The sequence below is a fragment of the Roseovarius sp. PS-C2 genome, assembly GCF_018862045.1.
In the GTDB taxonomy this organism is placed as follows: domain Bacteria; phylum Pseudomonadota; class Alphaproteobacteria; order Rhodobacterales; family Rhodobacteraceae; genus Roseovarius.
This window is the reverse complement of record NZ_JAHKSQ010000013.1, coordinates 19756-44214: the sequence shown is the minus strand read 5'-3', so window position 1 is coordinate 44214 and position 24459 is coordinate 19756. Positions and strand designations below refer to the sequence as shown.

20 protein-coding genes and 1 pseudogene are annotated in these 24459 nt (G+C 57.1%); 13 read left to right on the top strand and 8 right to left on the bottom strand.

Translation table 11 applies throughout. The features are described from left to right. The first annotated feature begins 10 nt into the window (after positions 1–10). The 4 genes from KPG71_RS18105 (at position 11) to KPG71_RS18090 (ending at position 4229) form a co-directional block, all read left to right on the top strand. Positions 11–1096 carry an ABC transporter ATP-binding protein gene (locus tag KPG71_RS18105; protein WP_216339938.1) on the top strand — a complete coding sequence of 362 codons (1086 nt, stop codon included), beginning with the start codon at positions 11–13 and terminating at the stop codon, positions 1094–1096. 41 nt (positions 1097–1137) lie between these two features. After that, the gene (locus KPG71_RS18100) at positions 1138–2346 is read left to right on the top strand and encodes a PotD/PotF family extracellular solute-binding protein (RefSeq protein WP_216339936.1); all 1209 of its coding nucleotides are present in this window, start codon (positions 1138–1140) and stop codon (positions 2344–2346) included. A 99-nt stretch (positions 2347–2445) separates the two neighbouring features. After that, positions 2446–3369, top strand: coding sequence for an ABC transporter permease (locus KPG71_RS18095; protein WP_216339934.1), 924 nt, complete (start codon positions 2446–2448; stop codon positions 3367–3369). Between the two features lie 14 nt (positions 3370–3383). After that, the gene (locus KPG71_RS18090) at positions 3384–4229 is read left to right on the top strand and encodes an ABC transporter permease (RefSeq protein ID WP_216339933.1); all 846 of its coding nucleotides are present in this window, start codon (positions 3384–3386) and stop codon (positions 4227–4229) included. 40 nt (positions 4230–4269) lie between these two features. Here KPG71_RS18090 and KPG71_RS18085 read toward each other — a convergent pair whose 3' ends face one another. Continuing rightward, positions 4270–5202 carry a GntR family transcriptional regulator gene (locus tag KPG71_RS18085; protein WP_367397388.1) on the bottom strand — a complete coding sequence of 311 codons (933 nt, stop codon included), beginning with the start codon at positions 5200–5202 and terminating at the stop codon, positions 4270–4272. Here KPG71_RS18085 and KPG71_RS18080 point away from each other — a divergent pair. Genes KPG71_RS18080 through KPG71_RS18055 form a run of 6 tightly spaced genes read left to right on the top strand, consistent with a single transcriptional unit; the run spans position 5173 to position 10997 of the window. Next, positions 5173–5967 (top strand): allophanate hydrolase subunit 1, encoded by a 795-nt coding sequence (locus tag KPG71_RS18080; protein ID WP_253196364.1) that lies wholly within the window; start codon positions 5173–5175, stop codon positions 5965–5967. The two genes, KPG71_RS18085 and KPG71_RS18080, sit on opposite strands and share 30 nt — an antisense overlap. Then, positions 5964–6941: a biotin-dependent carboxyltransferase family protein gene (locus KPG71_RS18075; RefSeq protein WP_216339926.1), complete on the top strand. Its 978-nt coding sequence runs from the start codon at positions 5964–5966 to the stop codon at positions 6939–6941. The genes KPG71_RS18080 and KPG71_RS18075 overlap by 4 nt, the downstream gene beginning before the upstream one ends. Further along, on the top strand, positions 6934–8019 hold the full coding sequence (locus tag KPG71_RS18070) for a phosphotransferase (RefSeq protein WP_216339924.1): 1086 nt from the start codon (positions 6934–6936) through the stop codon (positions 8017–8019). The genes KPG71_RS18075 and KPG71_RS18070 overlap by 8 nt, the downstream gene beginning before the upstream one ends. Before the next feature lie 3 nt (positions 8020–8022). Next, complete coding sequence (locus KPG71_RS18065; protein ID WP_216339922.1) at positions 8023–9351, top strand: aspartate aminotransferase family protein; 1329 nt, start codon at positions 8023–8025, stop codon at positions 9349–9351. 14 nt (positions 9352–9365) lie between these two features. After that, complete coding sequence (locus KPG71_RS18060; protein WP_253196363.1) at positions 9366–9608, top strand: biotin/lipoyl-containing protein; 243 nt, start codon at positions 9366–9368, stop codon at positions 9606–9608. Positions 9609–9611: 3 nt separating this feature from the next. Further along, complete coding sequence (locus KPG71_RS18055) at positions 9612–10997, top strand: acetyl-CoA carboxylase biotin carboxylase subunit (RefSeq protein ID WP_216339920.1); 1386 nt, start codon at positions 9612–9614, stop codon at positions 10995–10997. A 270-nt stretch (positions 10998–11267) separates the two neighbouring features. Here KPG71_RS18055 and KPG71_RS18050 read toward each other — a convergent pair whose 3' ends face one another. Genes KPG71_RS18050 through KPG71_RS18040 form a run of 3 tightly spaced genes read right to left on the bottom strand, consistent with a single transcriptional unit; the run spans position 11268 to position 15017 of the window. Beyond that, on the bottom strand, positions 11268–11840 hold the full coding sequence (locus tag KPG71_RS18050; protein WP_216339919.1) for a hypothetical protein: 573 nt from the start codon (positions 11838–11840) through the stop codon (positions 11268–11270). Beyond that, positions 11824–13842 (bottom strand): glycosyltransferase, encoded by a 2019-nt coding sequence (locus KPG71_RS18045; protein WP_216339917.1) that lies wholly within the window; start codon positions 13840–13842, stop codon positions 11824–11826. Before KPG71_RS18045 ends, KPG71_RS18050 begins: the two co-directional genes overlap by 17 nt. Beyond that, positions 13842–15017 carry an HlyD family efflux transporter periplasmic adaptor subunit gene (locus KPG71_RS18040; RefSeq protein WP_216339915.1) on the bottom strand — a complete coding sequence of 392 codons (1176 nt, stop codon included), beginning with the start codon at positions 15015–15017 and terminating at the stop codon, positions 13842–13844. The genes KPG71_RS18045 and KPG71_RS18040 overlap by 1 nt, the downstream gene beginning before the upstream one ends. A gap of 280 nt (positions 15018–15297) precedes the next feature. Here KPG71_RS18040 and KPG71_RS18035 point away from each other — a divergent pair, with 280 nt between their 5' ends. Together KPG71_RS18035 and KPG71_RS19690 are read left to right on the top strand one after the other, a co-directional pair. Continuing rightward, positions 15298–16389, top strand: coding sequence for a cache domain-containing protein (locus KPG71_RS18035; RefSeq protein WP_216339913.1), 1092 nt, complete (start codon positions 15298–15300; stop codon positions 16387–16389). A 403-nt stretch (positions 16390–16792) separates the two neighbouring features. Continuing rightward, a pseudogene (locus KPG71_RS19690) lies at positions 16793–16945 on the top strand (IS6 family transposase); the annotation flags it as partial. 93 nt (positions 16946–17038) lie between these two features. Here the strand turns inward: KPG71_RS19690 and KPG71_RS18030 are convergent. Next, entirely contained in the window at positions 17039–17746 is a 708-nt protein-coding gene (locus tag KPG71_RS18030; protein ID WP_216339911.1) for an IS6 family transposase, read from the bottom strand. A gap of 208 nt (positions 17747–17954) precedes the next feature. Here KPG71_RS18030 and KPG71_RS18025 point away from each other — a divergent pair, with 208 nt between their 5' ends. Beyond that, on the top strand, positions 17955–21737 hold the full coding sequence (locus KPG71_RS18025) for a lysozyme inhibitor LprI family protein (protein ID WP_216339909.1): 3783 nt from the start codon (positions 17955–17957) through the stop codon (positions 21735–21737). Between the two features lie 9 nt (positions 21738–21746). Here KPG71_RS18025 and KPG71_RS18020 read toward each other — a convergent pair whose 3' ends face one another. From KPG71_RS18020 to KPG71_RS18010, 3 genes are all read right to left on the bottom strand, one after another. Continuing rightward, on the bottom strand, positions 21747–22001 hold the full coding sequence (locus KPG71_RS18020; RefSeq protein WP_216339907.1) for a hypothetical protein: 255 nt from the start codon (positions 21999–22001) through the stop codon (positions 21747–21749). After that, the gene (locus tag KPG71_RS18015) at positions 21998–23146 is read right to left on the bottom strand and encodes a hypothetical protein (protein WP_216339905.1); all 1149 of its coding nucleotides are present in this window, start codon (positions 23144–23146) and stop codon (positions 21998–22000) included. The genes KPG71_RS18020 and KPG71_RS18015 overlap by 4 nt, the downstream gene beginning before the upstream one ends. Before the next feature lie 566 nt (positions 23147–23712). After that, complete coding sequence (locus KPG71_RS18010; RefSeq protein WP_216339903.1) at positions 23713–24420, bottom strand: IS6 family transposase; 708 nt, start codon at positions 24418–24420, stop codon at positions 23713–23715. Between the last annotated feature and the right edge of the window lie 39 nt (positions 24421–24459).

The window sequence follows — 24459 nt, the reverse complement described above, 5'->3', positions numbered from 1 at the left end:
AGGAAACGAGATGAAAGATATGAATGCGGAACCCATGCTTGAGGTGCGTGATGTCGTCCACAAATACGGACCGGTGACGGCGCTTTTGCATGTGTCGCTTTCGGCGGCGAAAGGCGAGTTCCTGACCATTCTGGGGTCCAGCGGATCGGGCAAGACAACCATGTTGCGCGTCATTTCAGGGCTCGAGACGCCGACCTCCGTTTCCTGTCTGCGTATCGGCGGCGAAAGCGTTGTGGGTGTTCCGGCGGCAAAGCGCCGCTGCACGACGGTTTTTCAGAACTATGCGCTTTTCCCGCATATGACGGTGGTCGAAAACGTCGCGTATGGTCTGAAAATTCGCAAAGTGCCCGCAAGCGACGCCCTGAAAGAGGCGCACCGGGCCTTGGCGATGGTGCAACTGGAGGCCAAGGCCGACAGGAACATTCGTCAGCTTTCGGGGGGTGAGCGGCAACGCGTTGCGCTTGCGCGTGCGGTTGTCACGAAACCCGCAGTCCTGCTTTTGGACGAACCGCTTGGGGCGCTCGACGAACGGTTGCGTCAGGATATGCAACTGGAACTGATGGATCTTCAGCGCAAGCTGGACATGACCTTTGTCTACATCACCCATTCGCAGGAAGAAGCCCTTACGATGAGCGACCGGGTCGTTCTGATGCGGCGCGGTCGCATCGAGCAAAGCGGTGAGCCTCTTGATCTTTTCGATCATCCCGTGTCGCGCTTTGCGGCTGATTTCATGGGGTACGAGAACATTCTGGATGGTCGTCTGGTGCGTCGTGACGGCGACGTGGGCGAAATCGAACTGGATGGTCGCGCCGTGGTGCGCGGCAAGCTGGTTTCTTCTGAAATGGCCGTGGGCAGCCCGGTCAGCATTGCCTTGCGCGCTGAGCGCCTCGGCCCCGTCGGGCAGGGCGAAAACGGCATCGATGGAACGATAAAGAGCAAGGTTTACCGCGGCAAATACACCGACATCGTGATGGACACCGTCGCGGGCTCACTGCGGATGCGGAGCTGGCATGGCGCGCCCATGGAAAATGAAACCGCCAGCCGGGTCGGCTGGAAAGAGACTGACGCTGTCATCTTTGCCAATGGCAACGTCTGAATATCCGCTGCCAGAAGCAGCGGCCAACAGGAGAGAGAAAAATGAAAGACAAATTTTCAACCTATTCCCAGGTGGAACTGACACGTCGTTCCATGTTGCAGGGCATGACGGCGTTTGCGGGAACCGCAGCCGTAGGCAGCGTGGCCGGGTTGCCGTTTGCCGCACAGGCGCAGGATTTGCCGGTGGTGAAGGCATATGGCGTTCCGACTGCCGCGCTCAAGGATTGGGCACCCATGGAGGCCAGCATCGGTGTGCGCTGCGAACTTAGCGGGACAAGCAACGATGTCGGCGTGTTCATGCGGGACATCATGGCGTCCAATCTTGGCGACTCGACCGATATTTTCATTTTTGAAAGTGGCACCGAAGACATTCTGGGTCCGCGCGGTTTCTATGCCGAGATCGACACCGAAAATCCCGAGCTGTCGCTTTGGGAGCGGACCTCGGACGACTGGAAGCGCTCGGACGTCGTGACGGATGCAGAAGGCACCCAGTGGGGTGTTCCGGTGATCGGCAATGCCGACAGCTTCGGCTATTTCCCCGAGAAACTGGGGGTTGCGCCCGATAGCGAGGAAGAGTTGTCCTGGTCGCTGATGTTCGACGACGAGGGCACGCGCGGCCGTGTCGCCTATGGTCAGGGTTGGGCTTATTCCTTTCCGAGTGCCGCGCTTTATCTGAAGTCCAAGGGCGCGGCGGAAATCGGGAATGTCGCCGACATGACCGGTGATGAGGCGAAGGTTGTCGCCGACTTCCTGATCGAGCGTAAGAAGGCGGGCCAGTTCCGTACGCTCTATGGTGCGTTCGAAGAACAGATTCAGCTTCTTACGAATGAAGAAGTCGACGTGATCAATTGCTGGGAGCCCGCAGTTCGGGAGGCCAATCTTGTGCTGGGTCCCGATGCGACGCGGTATGCCTATACCAAGGAAGGCTACTTCAAGTGGGGCCATGGCGCCTATGTCGCCAAACAGGCGATGGGTCGTGACAATGTCGCCAATATCTATAAGGTGCTGAACTACTTCCTGAGCGGTGAATATCGTGCGCTTCAGGCACGCGACCGTGGCTATGCAGGCCCAAACATGGATCTTGGCGTAGCCTATGCCGAGGAGAATAGCTGGTCCGAAGAGGAAGTCGCCGCGTTGAAGGCGACCGAGGCCAAGGTCGCCAAGAAGTTCTCCAAACCCTTCGTATCGACAACGACGCCGCAAAATTCTGCGGATATCGAAGACCAGTGGCAGCGTTTTCTCAACGCGTGATCGTCAAGGATAATGCAAGCGCCTCCCTTTCCGAGGGGGGCGCATATCTGCGGGGCAGAAAACCCTGCGGGCCATTCATGAAAACTTCGAAAGCCGACCATGAACACTGAGATGGAAAACCTGTCCACGGCACCGGGGCAACCGGCCGTTGCAAAGCGATTCAAGACATCGCTGTCATTTTCTCAGGTGGCTTTGGCCGCGATCGCGCTGACCTGGTTCGTCGTGGTGATCGTTCCGCTTATCATTTTGTTCGTCTACAGCTTTTTCACGACCGAGTATTTCCAGACGGTATTCACCCCGAGCCTGGACACCTGGACAGGATTGTTCGCCTCGGGTCGTTTCGAGGTCACATTGCGAACCCTGCGCGTGGCGTTGACGGTTACGATGATCGAACTTGCGGTCGGGTTTCCATTCGCCCTATGGCTGGCAAAGTCGAATATCAGCAAATCGAGCCGTGCGATTTTTCTGGCACTTCTGACGATCCCGTTTTTTCTGGACCTGTCCTCCAGAACCATCGTCTGGCGCGCGATACTGGGTCAGAACGGTCTTATCAACACGATCCTGCTGTCCACCGGCGTGACCGATTCACCCGTGGAGTGGATGTTGTATTCGGAATTTGCCGTTCATTTCGGTATGATCCCAGCGCTTTTCCCGCCGATGGTCCTGCCGATCTATATGGCGATCAGCTTGATCGACGACAGTTTGATCGAAGCGTCGAATGACCTTGGGGCCACTCCGTCACAGACGTTCTGGCGCGTGATTTTCCCGCTGGCATTGCCGGGGGTGGTTGCCGGGTTTGTCTTTACACTGGGTCCGGCGCTGGCGGCATGGGTCGAACCCGGAATGCTGGGCGGTGGTTTTGTGAACCTTCTGTCCAGTTCCATCGAGAGTGCCTACACCGCCCTGCGCTATCCGGTCGTTGCCGCGCTTTCGACCTTCGTTATCGCGCTGTTGCTGGTGCTGCTCGGTGTCCTTCTTCTGGTCCTTCGGCGTTTCGGCGCTTCTGGCCTGACATTTCGTTGATCTGAGGAAACACAATGACTGAACTGTCCGTTCTTTCGGCTTCGGAAACTGACACGAAACTGGAGATCAGTTTCAAACCCGTTTGGAAAACGGCCGGGAAATGGCTTGGCCTCGGGATGCTTGGATTGATTTATTTTCCGTTGCTGTGGCTGGTCCTGCTTTCGGTTTCCCGCGATCCGCTATCGGGCATTCCCGGCCCGTTTTCTCTGGAACATTACCACGCACTGTTTGCCAGCGATGCATGGCATATGCCAATGGTCGCCAGCATCGCCATCGGTCTGATCATCGGCCTTGTCAGTGCGATAACCGCGACGGTCATTGGCCGCGCCGTTCCCAAGATGCACCGCCCGGGCAAGATGCTGATGATGTTCGTTTTGCCCTTGTTCGTGCCAGGGATGTCGATGGGGGCGGCGCTTTTCATTTTCGCGCGGTCGGTTCTGGGGTTCGATCTGGGGTTCTGGTCTGTCGCGGTCGGGCATTACGTCTGGGCGTTGCCTTATGCGCTGTTGATCGTTCTGGTGGTCACGCTGCGTTTCGATCAGAGCCTGGTCGAAGCGGGGCGCGATCTCGGGGCATCCGACTGGCAGATCTTCCGGGATATCGAATTTCCGATCCTGATGCCGGGTATCGTGAGCGCGGGGCTTTTCGGGTTCCTCATGTCCTTCAATGAGGTCATGAGGACCATATTCCTGCGCGGAACAGCCGAAACGATGCCCGTGTGGAACTGGGTGCAGGCCGCAGCGCAGCAAAGTCAGGTGCCTATCATATTCTCGCTGTCGTCGATCATTCTGGTTCTGACGCTGCCATTGCTGGCGGGGACATTCTGGCTGCTCTTTGCCAAGCTGAACAAGACCTCATGATCGCTGCGTTCGACGCATCCGACTTTCGGGGCCATGGGGCCTATTCGGTGCTGTCGTCCGGCATGAGCGGCAGCAGGGCTTTGGCGGCGATGTCGATGTCCTGGCGCATGAACCGTTCGGTTGCTTCACCATCTCCGGCCTTGATCGCGCGGAGGATATTCTGATGCTCGTCATTGGCGTGATCGCGAAAATAGGTGTCATCGAAAAGGCCGGTAAAGACCGGCCCCACCTTGAGCCACAGATCGTCGATCAGTTGAAGGAGTTCCGGGTTGCCGGACTTTTCGTAGATGGCAAAGTGAAATTCGCGATTGTGCAGAAGGTAGGTTTGCGCGTCGTAGGTCTTTGTCGAGTTCGCGACCCGTTCGACCAGTTTTTCAAGTTTCTCGATATCTTTGCCGGAAAAGTTGGGCGCAGCCAGGCGTGCTGCCAGGCCTTCGAGGGATACGCGGATCGGCATGATGTTGAGGAAAAGACTGCGCGTCATGCGCGGAACGACGATGGAGCGGTTTGGCAAGACGATGAGAAGGCGCTCGGCGACGAGCCTTTGAAGCGCTTCCCGGATCGGCGTTGCGGAAATGCCGTATTCATTGGCAAGCGTGCGGATGACCAGCGGTTGCATCGGGGGAAAAACCCCTTCTTGCAGGCTGTCCTTCAGGGCCTGATAGGCCCGGTCGCTCAAAGAGTGATGTTCGATTTTCTTCATACGCCGACTTCCTTTTTCATCGCAACGCATAGCGCATTTCAACACAAGATACACATAAATGTCATTGACGCTATTTGATATATGATATATCGAAAAATGCAACATATGCGTTGACTTCCCCCCTTCAGCCTTTCCGGCTTGGGTCGGCAAAACAAAGGAGAAATCAACTGGATGCTTTATGATGAGCCAAGATTTTATCCGGGTGGCGATTGCGCGATCGAAGTCGAGTTGGGCGATGAAATGGATTTCACGATCAACTTTATCGTTCACAAGCTGGTCGCCGCCGTCCGGGACGCGAAATTCGAGGCCATTCTGGACCTGATCCCGGAACTGGCGTCATTTCAGATTTCTTACGATCCCGACATCATGACATACGAGGATCTTTGTCGCGAGGTTTCAGCGATCTACGCCGAACTTGGTCGCGGGGCGACCGGCGCGTTGCCCAGTCGCCTGATAACCATTCCCGTTCTGTATTTCGACCAGGAAACGACGGCCTGCATCGCGGATTACCGCAAGAGTTACCCCGAAAAGACGACCGATCCCGAGCTTGTTTGCCAGCTCAATGATTTGCCGGATCGGGCCGCGTTAAAACGTCTTCATTCGGGGACCGAATATTGGGTTGCGGCGTTGGGATTTTGGCCCGGACTTTGTTCGCTCCTGCCGCTGCATCCCCGCGCACGGATCATCGCGCCGAAATACAATCCTCCGAGGACGCATACACCGAAAGGCGCAATAGGGATCGGCGGTGCTTTGACATGCATCTATCCGGATGCGACGCCGGGGGGCTATCAACTGATCGGGCACACTCCGGCATCGACCTATGACGGTGAGCAGCGTTTGCCGGATTTCAAGGACAGTCTGGCGTTGTTCCGGGCCGGTGACAGGGTGCGTTTCGCGCCTGTCGACCTTGAGGAATACGAGGATATCAAGGCGCGGGTCGAGGACGGCACTTATCGTCATGACATCGTCGATTATCAGGTGTTCTCGGTGGATCGGTATCTGGACTGGGCCAAAGCGCAGGAGGCAGAGCAATGAGCGGTAGCTTTACGGTGATGAAACCCGGTCTGCAAACCTGCGTACAGGAACTGCCGGGCCGGATCGGTTTTCTGGAACAAGGGTTCCCTTTTTCCGGTCCATTCGATGCATGGTCCTTTCGGCAGGCGAACTTACTTGTCGGAAATGACCGTGACACCGCGGCGCTTGAATGCCAGTTTCTGGGGCCGACGCTGAAATTCCAGTCAGATTGCCGGATCGGGATCACTGGCGCAGACATGCGTCCGGTGCTTGATGGTAAAGCCGTTCCCATGTGGACGACGACAGAGGTCAGGGCAGGGCAGGAACTGGCGCTTGGGGCGGCAATTGTCGGCGCCCGATCCTATATTGCCATTTCCGGCGGAATCGCCACGGAGTCGGTTCTTGGATCACGAGCGGTGTTCCATCAGGCGGGTGTCGGGGGCTGTGCGCTTGTTGCCGGTCAGGATGTGCCGCTCGGCAACGGTACCGAAGCGAACGAGATATTCACGATCCCCGAAGCCAGGCGTCCGGTTATCACGAGTGACAAACGCTGGTCGATCGAAGCCCTGAAGGGGCCAAATGACGACTGGTTGAGCGAAGAGATGATCGAGACATTCTTTTCAGCCGACTGGAAAGTCCAGGCAAAGAGCAGCCGCACCGGGATACGGCTTACCGGGCCTGAGTTCGCTTTCTCCGAGAGGGCGTTGAACAAGAATGCCGATCACGGTCATGATCCTTCGAACATAATCGATCACGGGTATCCGCTGGGTGCGGTGAACCTGGCCGGTCAGACACCGATCATCCTTGTGCATGATTCCCCAAGTACCGGCGGGTTCATCAATCCGTTCACTGTGGCGAGCGCGGCCCTTTGGAAACTTGGGCAGGTCAAGCCGAACGAGGTTCTGAATTTCCGCTGTATTGACCGTGCCGAAGCGACGGACCTGCGCGCCGGGATCGATGCCGCGACACGGGCCGGGGTGTTGGAACGTGTCTGAAACGGGATTACCGGAATTGTCGGCGCTGGAACGCGATCCCATTCTTGCCGGATTACTGGGAAGCACGCCGCCTTGCATGACGCAGGAAGAGGCGACCGGCTTGCTACAAGAGCGCTTCGGGATTGACGCCGTGCTTACGGAAGTCGCCTGTGAGCGAGATCAGAATTTCCATGTTTCGGCTTCTGACGGGCGTGAATATGTTCTCAAGATTTCGAATCCGGAAGAAGCGCGCGTTACGACCGATTTCCAGACGCAAGGCATTTTGTGGATCGAGCGTCACGATCCGGATTTGCCTGTACCCAAGCTGGTGGCGACCAAAGGCGGCGAATACCAGGCGCCAGTCACCCTTGCAGACGGGCGGCAAAGCATGGTCCGCGTCCTGACATGGCTTCAGGGAGAACCTCTCTACAAGGTCGCGATCACGCCCGCGATCGAAGCGGCGATCGGGACCGTTCTGGCACGTGTGGGACGTGCATTGCGCGATTTTTCCCACGACGGGGCAAAGCAGGACCTTCTTTGGGATATTCGCCATGCAGGGCGGCTGAGGCCGCTCTTGCATGCGGTGCCGATGGATGCCGTCGGGCGGGCCGTGCGTGAGGAACTTGCATATTACGAGGCCGACGTTCAGCCGAGGCTAGCAGCACTGCGTCATCAGGTGGTTCATAACGATTTGAACCATCACAACGTGATGGTCTGCCCCGACGACACATCCCGCATAACTGGTGTAATAGATTTCGGTGACATGGTCGAAACCTGCCTTGCCATCGACGTTGCGGTCGCTGCCTCGTACCTTGCGGATCATCCTGTCGATGCTTTGGGAAGTGTCTCGCGAATGATTGCGGCCTATCATCAGGTGACGCCGCTTCTGCGAACCGAAATTGAACTTATGCGCGACCTGATCGTCATGCGCCTTGTGACGTCGATCACGATTACCGAATGGCGCGCGCGGAGGTATCCGGAGAACGGCGCCTATATCTTGCGAAATAACGGTCCGGCCAGACGCGCGATGGCGGGGTTTGCCGCGCTCGACCGAAATCAAGTAAAAGCGCGACTTTTGCTCGCTTGTGGATTGGAGTGAAACATGAACACCGATGCAGGCATGGTGAATGCCTTTGTAGCAGGCAAGACCGAACTCGACACGGCCACAACGGAAATGATCCGGCGCCGAAGCGAATTGCTGGGACCGGCTTATCGATTGTTTTATGAGCGTCCTTTGCATCTGGTGCGGGGCGAGGGGGTTTGGCTTTATGATCCGCAAGGAGAAGCCTATCTCGATGCGTATAACAACGTGACATCCATCGGTCATTGCCGTCCCGAAGTAGTCGAAGCGATTGCGGATCAGGCGGCGACCCTGGCGACAAATACGCGCTATATCCACCAGTCGATCTTGGATTACGCGGAACGCCTGCTTGCGACGATGCCCGACGAGATCGGTCATATGATGTTCACATGCACGGGATCGGACGCGAATGACCTCGCGGTTCGAATTGCCCAAAGTTATACAGGCGGAACCGGGATCGTCGTGACCGAAACCGCCTATCACGGCATCACCCAGTCGGTATCGGAATTTTCCCCGTCGCTTGGAGAAAACGTCGATTTAGGGCCGCATGTCCGGACCGTTCCGGCACCGGATTCCTACCGTATGGGCGCCGGAATGGCCGAAGAGTTCGGCGACGCCGTCGCCGCTGCGTTTACGGATCTGAAACGTCACGGGATCAAGCCGGCGCTGTTCATCTGTGACGGGATTTTCGCAAGCGATGGCGTGTTTGACGGCCCCGCCGGTTTTCTCAAGCATGCTGTCGCGGCAGCAAAGGCCGCAGGGGCGCTTTACATCGCCGACGAGGTGCAATCCGGCTTTGGCCGTACGGGGGATGCCATGTGGGGCTTTCAGCGCCACGATGTCACGCCGGATCTGGTGACGATGGGCAAACCCATGGGGAATGGCTATCCGGTGGCGGGCGTCGCAGTACGCCCCGACGTGATTGAGGAATTCGGGCGCAAGGCGCGCTACTTCAACACGTTTGGCGGGAACGCTGTTGCCGTGCGGGCTGCGGCGGCAGTGTTGGACGTCATTCAAAAAGAAGATCTTGTCGAAAACGCCCGCAAGGTAGGCAACTACCTGCGCGAACGCATGCGGGGACTACAGGCGCAATACCCGCAGATCGGCGACGTACGCGGTGCCGGTCTTTTCATCGGTGTTGACATGGTCGCGAACCCCGAGACGAAAACACCGGATGCCGCGCTTGCGACGGCGATCGTCAACGGGCTCAGGGACGAAAAGGTTCTCATTTCCGGCTGCGCCAAAGCTGCCAACGTCCTCAAGATTCGACCACCCTTGGTTTTCACCCAGGACAACGCAGACTATTTCCTCGCCGTTCTCCAGCGCGTGCTTGAGCGGACCCTGACGTAAAAAGGAATTCTCAGATGGCTATCATCAAGATTGAGGCAGCGATGCCCGGACTTCTGTATCACAAGCCCGAACCCGATTCGGAGCCTTTCAAGAAACCGGGTAATGCGGTGGCGGTCGGCGATACGCTGGCTCTGGTCGAGTTGATGAAATCCTTCGTGCCGATCACGGCGGAAGTTGCGGGCACGTTCCGCGGATTTCTCATCGGGGATGGAGAAGAACTTGAACCGGGCGTCGCGTTCTGCGAGATTGAGGAGTAACTGATGACCCGGACAATCAAGACGCTTCTGATCGCCAACAGGGGCGAGATCGCGGTGCGTATCATCCGTGCGGCACGTGATCTTGGGCTTCGCACCGTACAGGTCGTCAGCACAGTCGATTACGATATGCTTGCGGCACGGCTTGCCGACGAAGTCGTCGAGATTGGTCCGGCCCCCGCAAATCAATCCTATTTGAATATCGACCGTATCCTGGCAGCCGCAAAGGAAAGCGGGGCAGATGCGATCCATCCCGGCTATGGGTTTCTGTCCGAAAATGCGGAATTCGCGCGCCGCGTCGAGGAAATGGGCCTGATTTTTTGTGGGCCCGATGCCGAGACCATCGAACGCATGGGCGACAAGGTGAATGCGCGCGCGGCGGCCATTGCCGCCGATGTTCCCGTCGTGCCCGGAAGCAAGGGGCGCATCACGGACATCGCCGAGGCGATCACGGTTGCCGAAGAGATCGGTTATCCGGTCATGGTCAAGGCGGCGGCGGGCGGCGGTGGACGCGGCATCAGGGTTGCACATTCGCGTGCCGAACTCGAGAATACCTTACCGACCGCGATGAACGAAGCGCGGGCGGGTTTTGGCGATGACGGTCTCTATGTCGAAGCCTTCATCCAAAGGGCGCGCCACATCGAGGTTCAGATTCTGGGCGACGGTAAATCTGCCATCCATTTGTTCGAGAGGGAATGTTCGCTTCAGCGACGTCGACAAAAGGTCTGGGAGGAAGCGCCCGCCGTGATGCTACCGGCGGCTGTGCGCGAAGAGCTGTGCGCCTCGGCCGTGCGTTTGGCACAAGAGGTCGGTTATCGCGGTGCCGGGACGCTTGAGTATCTCTATGATATGGATCGCGAGGCGTTCTACTTTATCGAGATGAATACGCGTATTCAGGTCGAACATCCGGTGACTGAAATGATCACTGGTGTGGACCTCTTGCGCGAAATGATCCTGATTGCAGGGGGCGGTTCGCTGACAATCGGTCAGGAAGATGTCCGGTGTGCGGGTCACGCAATCGAAGTGCGTTTGAATGCGGAAAATCCGGCGAATGGCTTTTTACCGGCACCCGGAGTCGTTGAGACCCTGAAGATACCCGGAGGGCCGGGGGTTCGGTTCGACACCGGCATATACGAAGGGTATGGGATTCCGCCTTATTATGACTCGCTGCTTGGAAAGTTGATCGTCTGGGATGTATCGCGCGCGCGCGCGCTTGACCGTCTGGCAGGTGCCCTTGGCGAACTGTCCATCGGCCCCGGTCCGACGACGGCAGCCCTTTACGCTGCACTTGTCAGAAACGCCGATGTCCGGGCGGGTGATGTTTCCACGAACTGGCTTGAATCTTGGCTGGAAGAGGAGCGTATGACTGCTTTGCAATCTGGATCCGCATAGGGCGTTACTGGCTCGGTTCCAAGTGCGGGGCTGAGCCTTTGATTGGTTGCTGTGAGGGCATTCGAAGCAGTCTGCGTTGGGGCAGGGCGGGGGAAGCCAGAATCGAAAGGTCGGTTCTATTGGTTCACCAAGACGTTTCGGACCGTGTACATATGGCCAAATTATGCGCCGCGCATCCTTGGTGAAAATGCGGCGGTGAGCAGTCATTCGCTGCGCTGATCACCAGTGTCCGCTTTGGCGGAAATGCACAGGGTTACTTGGTTCTTCCAGTTAGAACGTGTTGATCGAGATGCCCACGAAGCTTTCCTCGGTATCGAACTTGTAGCCGGCGCGAAAACTTGTCTCGGTGTTCGGGATTCCGAAAGCCACCGCCGCCACCGTGTCGTGGAAACCGTCGTCGTCACCGAGATAGCTGAACTCGAATGTCACGTCCGGTTTGTTGAGGCCGATGGCCGCAAGGGTGAAGTAACCGCGATCGATCGTCGTGAACTCGCCGAGCAGGAAGATGCTCCCGAAACTTGTTGGTTGGTAATGCTCGGCCACAACCCGTAGCCCGCCCTTGACCGTCTCGAACCCTTCGAGCTGGATGGCAGGCCCGGCGCGGAAGGTTACCGGCGTTCCCAGCGTGAACTTGTAGCTGGCCATCAGGTTCAGATCCTCCGGCCCGGTATAGTCGCTGAACACCATGCCGAATGCCAGCCGCCCCCGCTCGACCGAGATCACGGCCGTCGTGGTGTCTTCGCCGAGATCCAGTTGATAGAACTCTCCGTCGGCCTGTGCCGCCGGTGCCGTGAGGGCGAGCATCGCGACGGCATAGCCGATTGTTCTAATTCCTGCGGTCATGTGTTGCTCCTTTCCGGCCTGTCCTGGCGCGGCTGATGCGCGAGATGCGCCGCGCCATGTCACCCAGCATGTTCCAAGTGTCCACCACACTGATACCGGGCGTATTGTTCTCGGTATAGAATTTCATGAACAGGGCATCGCGCTGTTCCTCGTCGGGCATCAGTTCCACGCGCACTCCGTCGGCTGTCTGCGCGAGCACGAAGACCGGCAGTTCGCCAACCCCCGGCAGGTTGATCTTTCCGTAGGTTCCGACCTTGAAAAGGTCGCCCCGCAGCCGGGCTGTATCCTGAGTCAGGCTGGTCACCCACATGCGCTTTGCAACGCTGCCCGAGGTGAAGGTGACGCGCTCGGGCGTGTCGGCAACGTGGCGTTCGCGCCGGGGCAGTTCCACACAGGTGATGATCGTCAGAGTCAGCACGATCATGTTGTAAATCGTCCAGAAGAGTATGACCCATTTGCCTTCGCCCGCGTCGTTGAAGGCAAAACGGTCGGTGATGATACCCAGCAGAAGCCCGACAATCGTAAGACCAAGCAGGATGGCGAAAGGGGCCAGCATGTTCCATTGCACCACGATGCGGCTGCGGTCCCCACCCTTGGCGGTCACACTGAAGGGGTGGCCTTTTGGCTGCACCAAGCCGGTGAAAGCCGCGCGGGTGATCGGCAGGGCGCCCAGCAACTGGCTGACATCGGTCAGGATCGGCACCACGTTGCCGCGCGACATCAGGTTGATCGCCATCAGGTTCCAGACGAAGAAACAGCCGAAATAGGTTATCACATCGGCCGGGCTGGCATCCACGACGGTGATGTTCCCGTACCAGTAGAGCAACGGGAAAACCATGGCCGCGACCCGGAAGGGAAATGTGGTGATCCAGTAGAGGCTGGCGTCGATGACGCTCCAGCGGTCGCGCAGGCGCAGTCCGTTGTTGCGAAACGGACCGACCCGGCTGCGCGCGATCTGCATCATCCCCAGGCACCAGCGCGAGCGTTGCGTGACGTATTCCTTCAAGCCTTCCGGGGCGAGCCCTTCGGTCAGCGGCTCGTTGAGGTAGGCGGTGTGCCAGCCTGCATTCTGCAGGCACAGCGTGATCATGTAGTCCTCGGTGATGCTGTCGGTGGGGAAGCCGCCGATATCCTTCAATGCGTCCAGCCGCATGATCGAGGATGTCCCACAGCAGAAGGCGACACCCCAGCCATCGCGCGAGGGCTGCATATCGTCGAAAAAGAAGCGCTGCTCGTCGGGGTAGGAGCGGCTGATCCCGAGGTTGTGCTGGATCGGGTCTGCGTTGAAGAAGTGCTGGGGCGTTTGCACCAGGCCCACGGTCGGGTCGTGAAACAGCGCCAGCGTGCGTGATAGAAATCCGCGATGCGGCACGAAATCGGCATCCAGCACGGCCACGTAGTCGGGTGGCGTCTCCCGCGCCCAGAGAACCTGGAGCGTATGGTTGATGTTCCCGGCCTTGGCGTGCTTGTTGTCGGGGCGCCGCATGTAGGTGACATCGTGATCCTCGCAGAAATCCCGCAACCAGTCGCGGCGCCCGTCATCGAGAACCATGACTTCCTTGTCGGGGTGGCGGAGGGCCTTGGAGCCGATGATTGTCCGTTCGAGCACCTCCAGCTCTTCGTTATACGTCGCGATCAGGATCGCGACCTTCGGCGGCGTGTCTCCCCACCAGCCGGCGTTGCGGTCGGCGTCGGGGCTACGGTCGCGGTGGCGCATGAGGATGACGAAAGCGCTGATCGAGCTCACGATTGCCATAAGCTCAAGTCCCAGCAGCAGACCGCTGCCAAGGAAATCAAGCGTCCAGCCCACCGGGGCGATCGTTTCGGTCGTGCGCCACCATGCGTACCTGACAGCGAAAACGATCGCGATCACGAACAGGAAGATACGGTGATACGTGTTGTTCCGGTCGACGACGTTGGGCAGGATCATCGCCGCCCCGAGGATCGGAACCAAGTGCATCAGGCTCGCGCCCACGTCGCCGAGGTAGAGGTTCGGAAGCATTACTCCCAGAACTTCCACAATATATCGAGTGGGCGGTCATCGAAGAACACGCGGCCCGTCCTGCCTATGCTACACCCCTCCGCCGGGGAGGCCCGCAGCTCCGGGACGACAAGCGCAACGTCGTAGCGTTGAAGGTGTTCTTCGCTCGGGGCCACCGCCATGCCCGCATAGACCGAGGCCGCGCCCGACCCGGCGAGGCGTGCGACCGTGCCCTGCATCACCCTGTCACCGCCAAGCGGGCGGAACGTCGCCGCGTCGCCGGTGGAAAGCGAATTGTATATGGTTTCCGACACCGAAAGCGTGACCAGCACCGAGGCGCAGTCGGCGATGTTCATGATGGGATCACCCCGTTGGACGTTTACGCCGTTGGCGGTCAATTCCTGCCAGAGAACACCGTCGATCGGCGAGGCCAGCGTATCACCGCGTAGCGATACGAGGCTCGAAAGCTCCCGTTCAATGCGGGTTTCGTAAGCTGCCAGTTGGTCTTGGGTGCGGGCGATATCCGCCTCGACAAGCGCGAGCGATGTCGCCACTTCGCGTTGCCGCAGGGCCATGTTCCAGGCCGCGCCCGCGGAATCGTCGAGGAATACCGCGTTTCGCGCGGCTTGCAGTTGCAGGGTCTCGATATCGTCGAAATTCCCGGCGGCGCCGTCCAGGAACGCGCCGGACAGTTCGAGGAAGCGTCCCAGGTTGTCTTCGTCCGGCGCCAGCTTGTTTTCTTCCACGAGACCGGTGTTTGCTTCCGATGCAGAACGGCTCGGCGTGTTCGGTCCGGAGGATGGCACGCCTGCGACCACCTCAAGCTCTCGCGTCCGGCCGGCGGCGTACTTGTCGGCCGTACTCTCGATCCAGCGCAGCGCGTCCTGCCGTGCATCCCGTTCGGCTTCGTGGCGCTCAAGGTCTGCCGCCAACAAATCCCTTTCAAGCCGAAGGTCGTCCAGGCGCACCCGGTCGGCCCTGGCATCTTCGACGGAGAATAGCGTCGTGCCCTTCTTGATAACGGCGCCAGGCACACGATCCGGAAGGGCAACATCCCCCGCAACGGGCGCACGAGCCGTCAAGAGTGGGGCATTGATGAATGCATTCGAGCTGGCGCCGGTCATCTGTTCCACGACAATGACGTAAAGCGCCCCGAACAGGAGGAAAAAACCAATACACAGGCGCAGATACCGCAAGCTCTAACCCTCTCACAATCGATGGTTAAGTTTTTCGGTAATTCTAACAACTAAATTGACGATAGTATGGCAGGCAGGAAAATATTCGCCGATCCGGCAGGATCGCCGGCAAGAAGCATCTTGTTGCCACTATTAGGCGAATTCAAAGCCATTATCCTTAATGTCGCCAAAATTCGCCCCTATCCGTTGGTCACTGGTACCGGGCGCTCGCACCGGCGTTGCCTGTTGCAAGGCGGGAAGAGCATGGCCCACAATCGTTAGTATGACTGGCCCTTGACAAATGTCCCAGATGGAAACCGCCTCCCCCCGTATTCCGCAAATGCACGCGCCACGCCTTGCCACGTCGATCATCGGCTTCGTCATGATCTCTGGCCTCTTGGGAATCCTTGCGATCTGGTGGCCCATCCACCAGCATGCGCGCGAATTCGAGACCCGTGTCGAGACAGACAACGCCATCCGGGGAGCCAAGGCGCTGCGTCTGGCCGTCTCCCGCGTGCTTGAACGGGAATGGGAAAGTCTGCAAGCTGTCGCCGATCAGATTGCCGTCAAAGAAGACGACGAGGTTCGCGCCTTCGCGGATGCCGTCGTACAGGCTGGCGGACAGGTCGCGTGGGCGGGACTGGCGGATCTTTCCGGTACGATCCGGGTTGGCACAAACGGCCTTCGGGAAGGGACAGCCGTATCCGGCGCAAGCTGGTACCGACGCGGGCTGCGGGGGCCATTCTTCGGCGAGCTGACCTCTTCCGCCACCGATCAGGCGCATGACAGGAAGGACGTGATCAACATCGCCGTCCCGGTCAAGTCCCCCGAAGGCCAGATCCGCGGCGTCTACACCTACAGCCTGAAGGTGAGCTGGCTCCGGGACTATGTCCGTGCGGCGGCAGATGAACTGGGCCTTCTCGCCTATGTTATCGACCAGCGCGGCCGCGCCGTCTTCGGACCGGACCAAGACGCTCGGGTGAATCTCACCCCGGCCAGCTTGGGCTCCCTGTCGCTCAATATCGGATCAGCCCAGATCATTGAGGACGAGGAGGGCATTAAGAACATCTATGCCGTCGCGCCGGAGTTGGCTGTCGGAAATGCCCCGCCGACCCGGCTTTCGGTCGTCGTGCGCGTGCCTCCGGCGTCCTACGGCCAGGATTCCTCGGAATTGTCCGTTGCGATGTGGGTCAGTCTTCTGAGCCTGCTGGGCCTCCTGGGCGTCTTCTCGATCTTGTTTACGCGGCATTTCGTGCGCCCTCTGGAGCGCCTGACCGGGATCGCCCGCGAGATAGCCGAGGGCGCGGAACCATATCCGGAGGAATACCATTCCAGCCGGGAAAGCGAGCAACTGTCTCATGCCCTAAGCCGTATTCAGAGTCGGTACTATTAGGGCTCCTAAGTCGACTTCGAGTGTAAGTGATGTTTCCTTAGAAGTTGTCGGAAATCTTAACTGGTGCGAGTAAAGCCAGCTGGCAAGCTTGGGCACCGAACGGTGGTATCTTTGTAGTTGATCATTTCGATTGCCAAGTGGTCGTTCGATTCAAGAGAGGCGAATGTCGGCCGTGGGCCGCTACGAGCAAGTCAAAAGGAAACTCGCCTCATTGTCCACTGCATCCATAGAAGTCAACGTCAGCCTGCACACAGTATAGCCTCCGGTGACGCCCAATGCGGCAACTGCTACAAGGGCCGTTACAGGCCCCGACAATTCTTTTGCTTTGTCCAAAATCCCATGCAGGGGCACTGTCAAAGGAAACCGGGTTGAGACGCAATCGGCTGCGGCCTAGCCTGCCTGAATGACGAAACGCGATCCATTCAAGTATTTCAAAACCAGCCGGGAAATCATCCGTCTGGCCGTTATGCTGTATGTCAGGTTTCCACTTTCGCTGCGGAACGTCGAGGACCTGCTTCACGAACGAGGCATCGATGTCAGCCACGAAGCGGTGCGGTGCTGCCAGACGAATTCGAACCAGTCTCAGCAAGGGCAGGGGAGCTGTCAGACAAATTCGAACCAGTCTCGGCTAGGGCAGGGACGCTGCCGCTTATGTCATACAAAGACCGCGCCACTCGGCGAGAGCGGTGGCTCGGTTCAGTTTGAAATTTGATCTTGAGTAGAGGCTGCGCTCCGAGTTGAACAGATTGTGGACTGAGGCGTGGATGGCGGCGAATTTTTGCAAACTTCGCATACGCCGGAAGCGAGTCATGGCACGTTCTCGTCGTCGGAATGGTTGGTGTGAATTCTCGGCACGATTGTTCAGCCAGCGCCCCGTCATCTGGCGGTCGGCATTGCCGATTTCCTTCATCGCGGCGCCATAGGAGCGGAGCTTGTCGGTCACGACGTGTTCGGGCCGACCGTAGCGTTTCATCAATTTCCTGAGGAATTTCAATGCCGCTTTGCGATCGCGTCGCTTTGAAACGATGGCGTCCAGCACTTCGCCCTCGTGATCGACAGCGCGCCACATGTAGTGGGTCTGACCGTTGATTTTCACGAACACCTCGTCCAGATGCCATTGCCAGTTCGACCAGGCCCGCATTCGCTGAATTCGACAGCGTCGGATTTCTGAGGCGAATTTCGGGCCAAATCTGTTCCACCAAAAGCGGACAGATTCATGGCTTACGTCGATCCCGCGTTCATGGAGTAGATCTTCGACGTTCCGCAATGAGAGTGGAAATCGAACATACATCATCACTGCCAGGCGGATGATTTCAGGGCTGGTTTTGAAGTACTTGAACGGGTCGCGTTTTTCCATGGGGGCAGGGTAGAGCGGCAGGCAACCAGCCTCAAGTCAGGTTGCTCTGACACTGCCTTTTCGACCCCAGGTTCGATTGCAGCCAAGCCTAGCGTGATCATCTATTGGCTGCAAACCCGTCATTTGGGATCGAAAACCCATCCGCAAGCTTTGAAGGCTTGCGCGGCGTAAGCTGTGGCGACTAACCTGAGCAGGTATGTAATCGCTGGTGGGGTTCGCCGAGATGCCGGGCAGATTGGGCAAGAAGTTTTTGTTTGTTGGGTTGGGTATTGCGCTCGCTACGTTGGCGCAAAGTGCTGTGGCACAATCTTGGAGGTTTGAGCGCGATGTCCACGAATGGCGCGGCTCAGCCATTCTCGAACCATTAGGTGGCACGACTATTCAACTCGGCTGTACACGCGCAGGAGCGGTGCCAGCGAACTACCCAGGCGGATATGTCCGGCCTCATGAGCCAGGGTTCTTCAATCTACTAATTTCGCCCGAGGCGTTTGGGCTGAACCCTTCACAGGCAGCCGATAGGAATTTTCAACTTCAAGTCTTGGTTGACGGGGCGGGCTTGGGGCGTGCGCAGGCTGTCTTCATTCAACCTGAGTTGAAGGTTGCTATCAACATTCCCATCACCCACCCGATCATTGAAAGGCTGAAGTCTGGCAATGTCGCCGAGATTGTCGAAGTTTTTTCTGGCTCTCGTGTTCCTGTCGCTCTTCGTGGATCATCGGCAGCGATCCGAGAGTTGGAGACGTTTTGCCAGACCCCACTTGGTCAGGCGGTAGCAATCAAACCAAGTTTTGATTGTGCTCGGGCAGGCACCCCGACAGAAAAAGCGATCTGTTCAAACAGCGAACTGGCGAAACGCGATCTTGAGCTAAGTGCCGTCTATGGTGAGGCACATTCGAAGCTCGATCAAAGCATGCAAGCAGCACTACTTGCGCTCCAGAAGACTTGGCTCGCGGAAAGAGACAGCTGCGGTGCGAATGTCCAGTGCCTCGCACAATCCATGGATATGCAATCTCAGCGGATACGACAGATAGCAGGTTTGCCGAGTGCGGCACCTACCCAAGAGGCCGCGAGCTCCCGCACAACCAATTCGACCGCGAGTCCTCCACCGCTCGCACCCTCGGGGTCAACAAGCCCGACAATTGGCTTAGGCCCGTTGCTACAGCGCCCAGACAGACCGACTTGGTTCACCAAGCCTGATGAAGATCGATGGGTGTTCCAAGATGACATAGGCGGAAGCATCGTTGCTGCGTATCTGGGTGAGGACCGTCCCTGGAAAATGGCACTTACGTGCGTCAGAGACTCTGGCGCTACTGGCGATGGGGAGGTCGCAATTGCCCCTGCCGTTCTCTACAATAGCGATGGCAGTTATCCGAACGCATTTGATGTCGGAATATTCGGGTACGGCAACCTCGCGATGACCCGAGGTGATGACGGCGTATATCGAGCAACGATATCTGCGAATGACGGGCTGTTTGATTTCGGCAAGAGCGCACGCGAAGTCGTTCTTAGAACCAACGACTTCGTCTATTTGTCGCAGGTTGGCCTTTCTGAGGCATGGGATATCTTGCGCGAGCAGTGCTTTGGGATCGTGCAAGAGAGAGCACCTGACGTCGTCGCCGCGAATACCGCGCAAGTCCAAAGAGAGGTTGCGGCAGTTCCTTCATCTACGGTAACGGAACCGACTTCGACACAAAGAACCGCCGTGACGGACGACGAGGTGGTAACAACTCCATCAATTGCTTTATACGAAACGCCAGCGGATCGAGCCGCTCTCAATCTACCCGATCCAATTGATGAAAATTACTACGGGCGGTCAGGTTACTACTCGTCTGACTATTACGTGCCATTGGTGGATAGTAACGAGATTGATCTCAACAATACCGCATGGGCCAAGAATGGTAACGTTGCTGGCGGTTATGCCGATACTCTCTCCAATCTCATCGCCTACGTGACACCCTTATTCTACTTAGAGACTGGCGTTCCGCTCAGTGAAACGAACATTTGGAACGTTTGGATTGAGGAGTTAGGATGCGTAAAATCTTCCGAATATTGCACTGTGCCCGAAGCTAATCTTTTCCCTGATTACATTCGAGCTGCCGTGCAATCAGCTCCTCAAATCCGCACGTGCCGGTATGACAGATTGCAAGGGGAAGATTTTAAACCTGGTTCACAAGCCAGTGCGTTTCATCAATGGGTAAAGCCGCAACTCGCCTTCTGGGCTAACCCTATCTCTGTGGAAGTTGCGCCTGACAAGCTGTCGGATTTCCGAGGCTCAAGTACGAATGTGCACCCGCTGATTGCGATTGGCCCGTATCTGCCCGAATGCCCTGCGACGCTTGGCGAAGCGGTTGAGTACATCGCGGGGCAGAGTCCCGAATTGTTTCCAGCCGCTGCTCCTGCGCCCCAAGTTACTCCGTCTGACGAAGTAGCAATCTCCGGCAAGCCGCAAACATCATCTTTGGATGATGAACGCCAAGCGTTCTCGCGAGAGTTGCTCGGCATGACTGTTGCCGAGGTAACTGTTGACCCACGCGGGAATGCGTCAGACCGCAAATGGACTGTGATTGATCTTTTGGAACAGGACGGTCCAGCCTACTTGGCTGGGTATCGCAGCGGTGACTACATCACCGTTATGGGGTGGTCTCTGGTTGGAGATATCTCATCTTATGTTCGCGAGCTGGATCGACGCCAGGACAATGGCGCGGTTTCACTGCTGAGAACTTATTCGAATGACGGCCAATTCATTGACGAAGCGCGACTCATCGCCTTTGCTCAAAGGGAACTCAATGACTTTCGCCAGCATTCACGCGATGCGGCTCAGGATGAGAGGCCTGGATGGACGCAGATCGCAAAGGATGAATATGGCCAGTCTGTGAGCGTCCGCGGCGAGCCATGGTGCGCCGAGACTGTTCAAGGTGAATACGCGCAGCCACTGGAGATAGGCCAAACGTCCAACTACACCGATTATGTGTCTGGAGTTCTTGGCGAAGGGCTGCGAGGGATCAAAGAACAGTGCCCAGAAGTCCAGACCGCTTTGATTGACGCGCGCTCCACTAAAGTGGACGCAGTAATCCATACTGCACGCATCAGCTACCACGAGACGGGATGGGATTTCGCGTTAGAAGGGCTAGATGGTTTGCCTTTGGGGCAGAGTGTTCGGGACGCCCGCAGGATCGCTGATGAGAATGCTCCGCTCTGCGACCGCCTCGCCGCACATCCGTCCGACCCAAACCGTCGCTACGGACTGCTCGGCTCTGAGTTCATTGCCCCAGACGATCTCGAAACAGCGATTGAAGCATGCATTAGCGAGCTTGATAAATCTCCTGACGACCCACTCACCAATTTCCACCTTGGGCGCGTGCTCCACGCCGCTGCACTCTTCGACGATGCGTTGCCGTTCTTCGAAATTGCTGCTGCGGAAGGTCATGGCGGAGCGTTGGACTACCTCGGGCAAATGTATTCCAATGGGGAAGGCGTCACCGCAGATTTCGATCTGGCCGACAGCTACTGGACACAAGCGGAAGAAGCCGGATTTTTTCCGTTTGATACCCCCGAAACAGTATCTTTTGATCCTACAGGCGTAACGTGGCCTGAAGTCGCCACGGCGGCATATGAAATGTCGATACAGCTCATGCCACAATTTGCCGACCAAGTAGCAACCTACTATGAACCAAAATACTTGGCTTACCTCTACGTGATGATGGAAACGATTGCGGCGAGTTGCGGCGACTCTGCCGAGCTAAACCGATATGCTGAAGCGCTGAAGGAAGACGGCGCTGATGTCGAGAGACTTGAACACACACTTTTCCTGTACGAAAGCTACCTCCCAAACCTCCTGCCACGTGCAAAGGAAAACATCGATGAAATGACTATGCTTAATCTTGCGGGGAGTACAGGAAACGGCGCATTCGCTCTTACGAATAGATACGAGTGCGATTCAGTCCAGATACGGCAATTTTCGCAGAATACGCTGGAATTGCTATTAAAATGACACTTGATTTTAACTCTCTAGGATCAGCTTGGCTTTTTCTTGTATTTGATCAAATATTTGAATTTGACGATCCGAGAACCCAGCGTATTGCACGATAGCCCCGCTAGTGCGTAGTTCACGTGCAGCATCAATACTTTCCTGTTTTTCCCTTGAAGAGAATTTTTTGGCAAGATCGAAAAAGTAATCTGCGGTGTCACTCTTGTTCGATCCCGCAAGTTCTGAACCAAGTGACTGACACAATTCGGCTAAGTTCAATTCACTCATTGGAATGCTCTATCAGTACGAATGAGCCAAGATTTTGGGACATTCTGAACAACAGCTTGATACCCACCTCCAGGGTATGCCTCACCCTGACCAGCAGCCTTGCCTTCACTTATCCATGTTCCCTTGGGAACCTTGAATGCCGAAACACTGGTAAGTTTGACACCCCATTCCTTCTTAATAGCCAAGTCTCTCCTCAATTCAGTTTCATTTGAGTATTTTCGATCAGTTAGCCATGTTACTTTTTGACCGGTTCTATTGTCAACACCATGATATTTATACATAATTCTATCTGACGAGAGTTTGACGTTAGAGTACTTGCCATCCTGAAAGGTGGCCGCAATGGTGTCGGGCAGTTTTGGGCCAGGAAACTTGATGACAGTAGATTTTGGAGTGTTCGGCAACTTTGCAGAAACTGCGACACGACGGTTATCGTTGGCCGCCTTTGGCTGACCATTAGGCGGCTTTCCCGAACCACCACCGCCAGCGGCGGCTGGCATTGCATTTCGGGCAGAAACGACTGCTGCCGTTTCAGCTTTCTTGCGTGCGTCCTCTACTCTCTTTCGTTCTAAGGTCTGCTGTGCTCGGCGCCGAGCATCATCAAGCTGCTTCGTCTTTTGTGTCTGTTGAAGGCGTGCGCGAATGGCCTGTTGCTGCTTCGCGGACAGTGCTGATTGGCGCTGCGAAGTCTGCGTCGCCTGTCGCTGGGTCTGTTGCTGGCGTTGAGCGCTCTGCTGCTGCCTCGTCACTCTGGCGGCATCTTGAGATGCGCGCTGCTCGCGAAGAGCTTGCTGCTGTTCACGCTGAGTCCGCTGCTGATCTCTCTGAAGCTTTTGTTGTTCACGTTGCGCCCTAAGTTGGCGCATTTGTTCACGTTGCTGGCGTTGCTGTTCCCGGAGCGCACGCTGCTGCGCCATCATCTCGCGTTGCCGCCGCTGCTGATCCGCCATTTGCTGCTGGCGGAGTCTTTGCTGCTCCATCTGCCGTTGCATCTGTAGTCGCTGCTGCTGGAGCTGCATCTGCTGGCGCTGCTGCTGAAGCATCCAACTGTTGTTCTGTGCAGGCGCGGTGCTTGGAATGACCCAGCCGATGGCTGCCACAAGAAGGAACAGGTGCAGTCGAAATATCATGTTCTTGATCAAATGCATGGCATAGAAGTCTCGGAACTCGCTTCCTCTCTGTGTATCACAGATGAAGCTTACCGTCATCGAAGAACGTGGCTCTTGGCTGCCCCTGCCATAACCGCCGTCATTGTTTGTCGTTCAAGACTAGGAATAATCCGTGCGCGGTCATCTCAATCTGTGCTGTCAGACAAATTCGAACTCGTCTTCGCTAATCGGGTTGCATTTGTGAAGTCCTTCAAGCGGTTTTATCGCGCTGGCATTTGTGTCCCGGCTGGGTTCACTCTTCGCTCCGTGGTCGGCGCACCGCTATAGGTTGGGGCCGCCACAAGTTGGGACCAGAACAGGGGCGACGCATCAATCTCAGAAGCAACGTGCTTTCCAGAACGGTTTCCGGAAGCGACAACTAGTTCGACGATGTCGTCGTGCCCCGCGTCCTGCCGGACACATCCGCCGTCGCGGATCCTATGTCAGCTTTGTATTCTTTAACCAGTTCCATTTCTGGACCCGGGTGAGCAGGACGGTTGCGGCCTCGCAAAGGGTGGTGTCAGACAAATTCGAACTCGTCTCAGCTAGGGCAGGGTGGTTGCCCCTTATGCCATGCAAAGGCCGCGCCACTCGGCTAAAGCGGCGGCGCGGTTCAGCTTGAAATTTGATCTTGAATAGAGGCTTCGTTCCGAGTTGAACAGATTGTGGACCGAGGCGTGGACGGCGGCGAATTTCTGCAAACTTCGCATGCGCCGAAAGCGGGTCATGGCACGTTCTCGTCGTCGGAACGGTTGATGCGAATTCTCGGCACGATTGTTTAGCCAGCGCCCCGTCATCTGGCGGTTGGCGTTGCCGATTTCCTTCATGGCGGCGCCATAGGAACGGAGCTTGTCGGTCACGACATGTTCGGGTCGGCCATAGCGTTTCATCAATTTTCTGAGGAATTTCAATGCCGCTTTGCGATCGCGTCGCTTTGAAACAAAGGCGTCCAGCACTTCACCCTCGTGATCGACAGCGCGCCACATGTAGTGGGTCTCACCATTGATTTTCACGAACACCTCGTCCAGATGCCATTGCCAGTTCGACCAGGCCCGCATTCGCTGAATTCGACAGCGTCGGATTTCGGAGGCGAATTTCGGGCCAAACCTGTTCCACCAGAACCGGACGGATTCGTGGCTGATGTCGATCCCGCGTTCATGGAGCAGATCCTCGACATTTCTCAGCGATAGCGGAAATCGCACGTACATCATGACCGCCAGGCGGATGATCTCGGGGCTGGTTTTGAAGTACTTGAACGGGGCACGGTTTTCCATGGCGGCAGGGTAGAGCGGCGGACAACTGGTCTCAAGTCA

What these genes read in the sequence shown, in the direction of transcription:
- KPG71_RS18105 (WP_216339938.1), top strand. Translation starts at nt 11, where the DNA reads ATGAAAGATATGAATGCGGAACCCATGCTTGAGGTGCGTGATGTCGTC.
- KPG71_RS18100 (WP_216339936.1), top strand. Translation starts at nt 1,138, where the DNA reads ATGAAAGACAAATTTTCAACCTATTCCCAGGTGGAACTGACACGTCGT.
- KPG71_RS18095 (WP_216339934.1), top strand. Translation starts at nt 2,446, where the DNA reads ATGAACACTGAGATGGAAAACCTGTCCACGGCACCGGGGCAACCGGCC.
- KPG71_RS18090 (WP_216339933.1), top strand. Translation starts at nt 3,384, where the DNA reads ATGACTGAACTGTCCGTTCTTTCGGCTTCGGAAACTGACACGAAACTG.
- KPG71_RS18080 (WP_253196364.1), top strand. Translation starts at nt 5,173, where the DNA reads ATGGATTTCACGATCAACTTTATCGTTCACAAGCTGGTCGCCGCCGTC.
- KPG71_RS18075 (WP_216339926.1), top strand. Translation starts at nt 5,964, where the DNA reads ATGAGCGGTAGCTTTACGGTGATGAAACCCGGTCTGCAAACCTGCGTA.
- KPG71_RS18065 (WP_216339922.1), top strand. Translation starts at nt 8,023, where the DNA reads ATGAACACCGATGCAGGCATGGTGAATGCCTTTGTAGCAGGCAAGACC.
- KPG71_RS18060 (WP_253196363.1), top strand. Translation starts at nt 9,366, where the DNA reads ATGGCTATCATCAAGATTGAGGCAGCGATGCCCGGACTTCTGTATCAC.
- KPG71_RS18055 (WP_216339920.1), top strand. Translation starts at nt 9,612, where the DNA reads ATGACCCGGACAATCAAGACGCTTCTGATCGCCAACAGGGGCGAGATC.
- KPG71_RS18050 (WP_216339919.1), bottom strand. Translation starts at nt 11,840, where the DNA reads ATGACCGCAGGAATTAGAACAATCGGCTATGCCGTCGCGATGCTCGCC.
- KPG71_RS18045 (WP_216339917.1), bottom strand. Translation starts at nt 13,842, where the DNA reads ATGCTTCCGAACCTCTACCTCGGCGACGTGGGCGCGAGCCTGATGCAC.
- KPG71_RS18035 (WP_216339913.1), top strand. Translation starts at nt 15,298, where the DNA reads ATGTCCCAGATGGAAACCGCCTCCCCCCGTATTCCGCAAATGCACGCG.
- KPG71_RS18030 (WP_216339911.1), bottom strand. Translation starts at nt 17,746, where the DNA reads ATGGAAAAACGCGACCCGTTCAAGTACTTCAAAACCAGCCCTGAAATC.
- KPG71_RS18020 (WP_216339907.1), bottom strand. Translation starts at nt 22,001, where the DNA reads ATGAGTGAATTGAACTTAGCCGAATTGTGTCAGTCACTTGGTTCAGAA.
- KPG71_RS18015 (WP_216339905.1), bottom strand. Translation starts at nt 23,146, where the DNA reads ATGCATTTGATCAAGAACATGATATTTCGACTGCACCTGTTCCTTCTT.
- KPG71_RS18010 (WP_216339903.1), bottom strand. Translation starts at nt 24,420, where the DNA reads ATGGAAAACCGTGCCCCGTTCAAGTACTTCAAAACCAGCCCCGAGATC.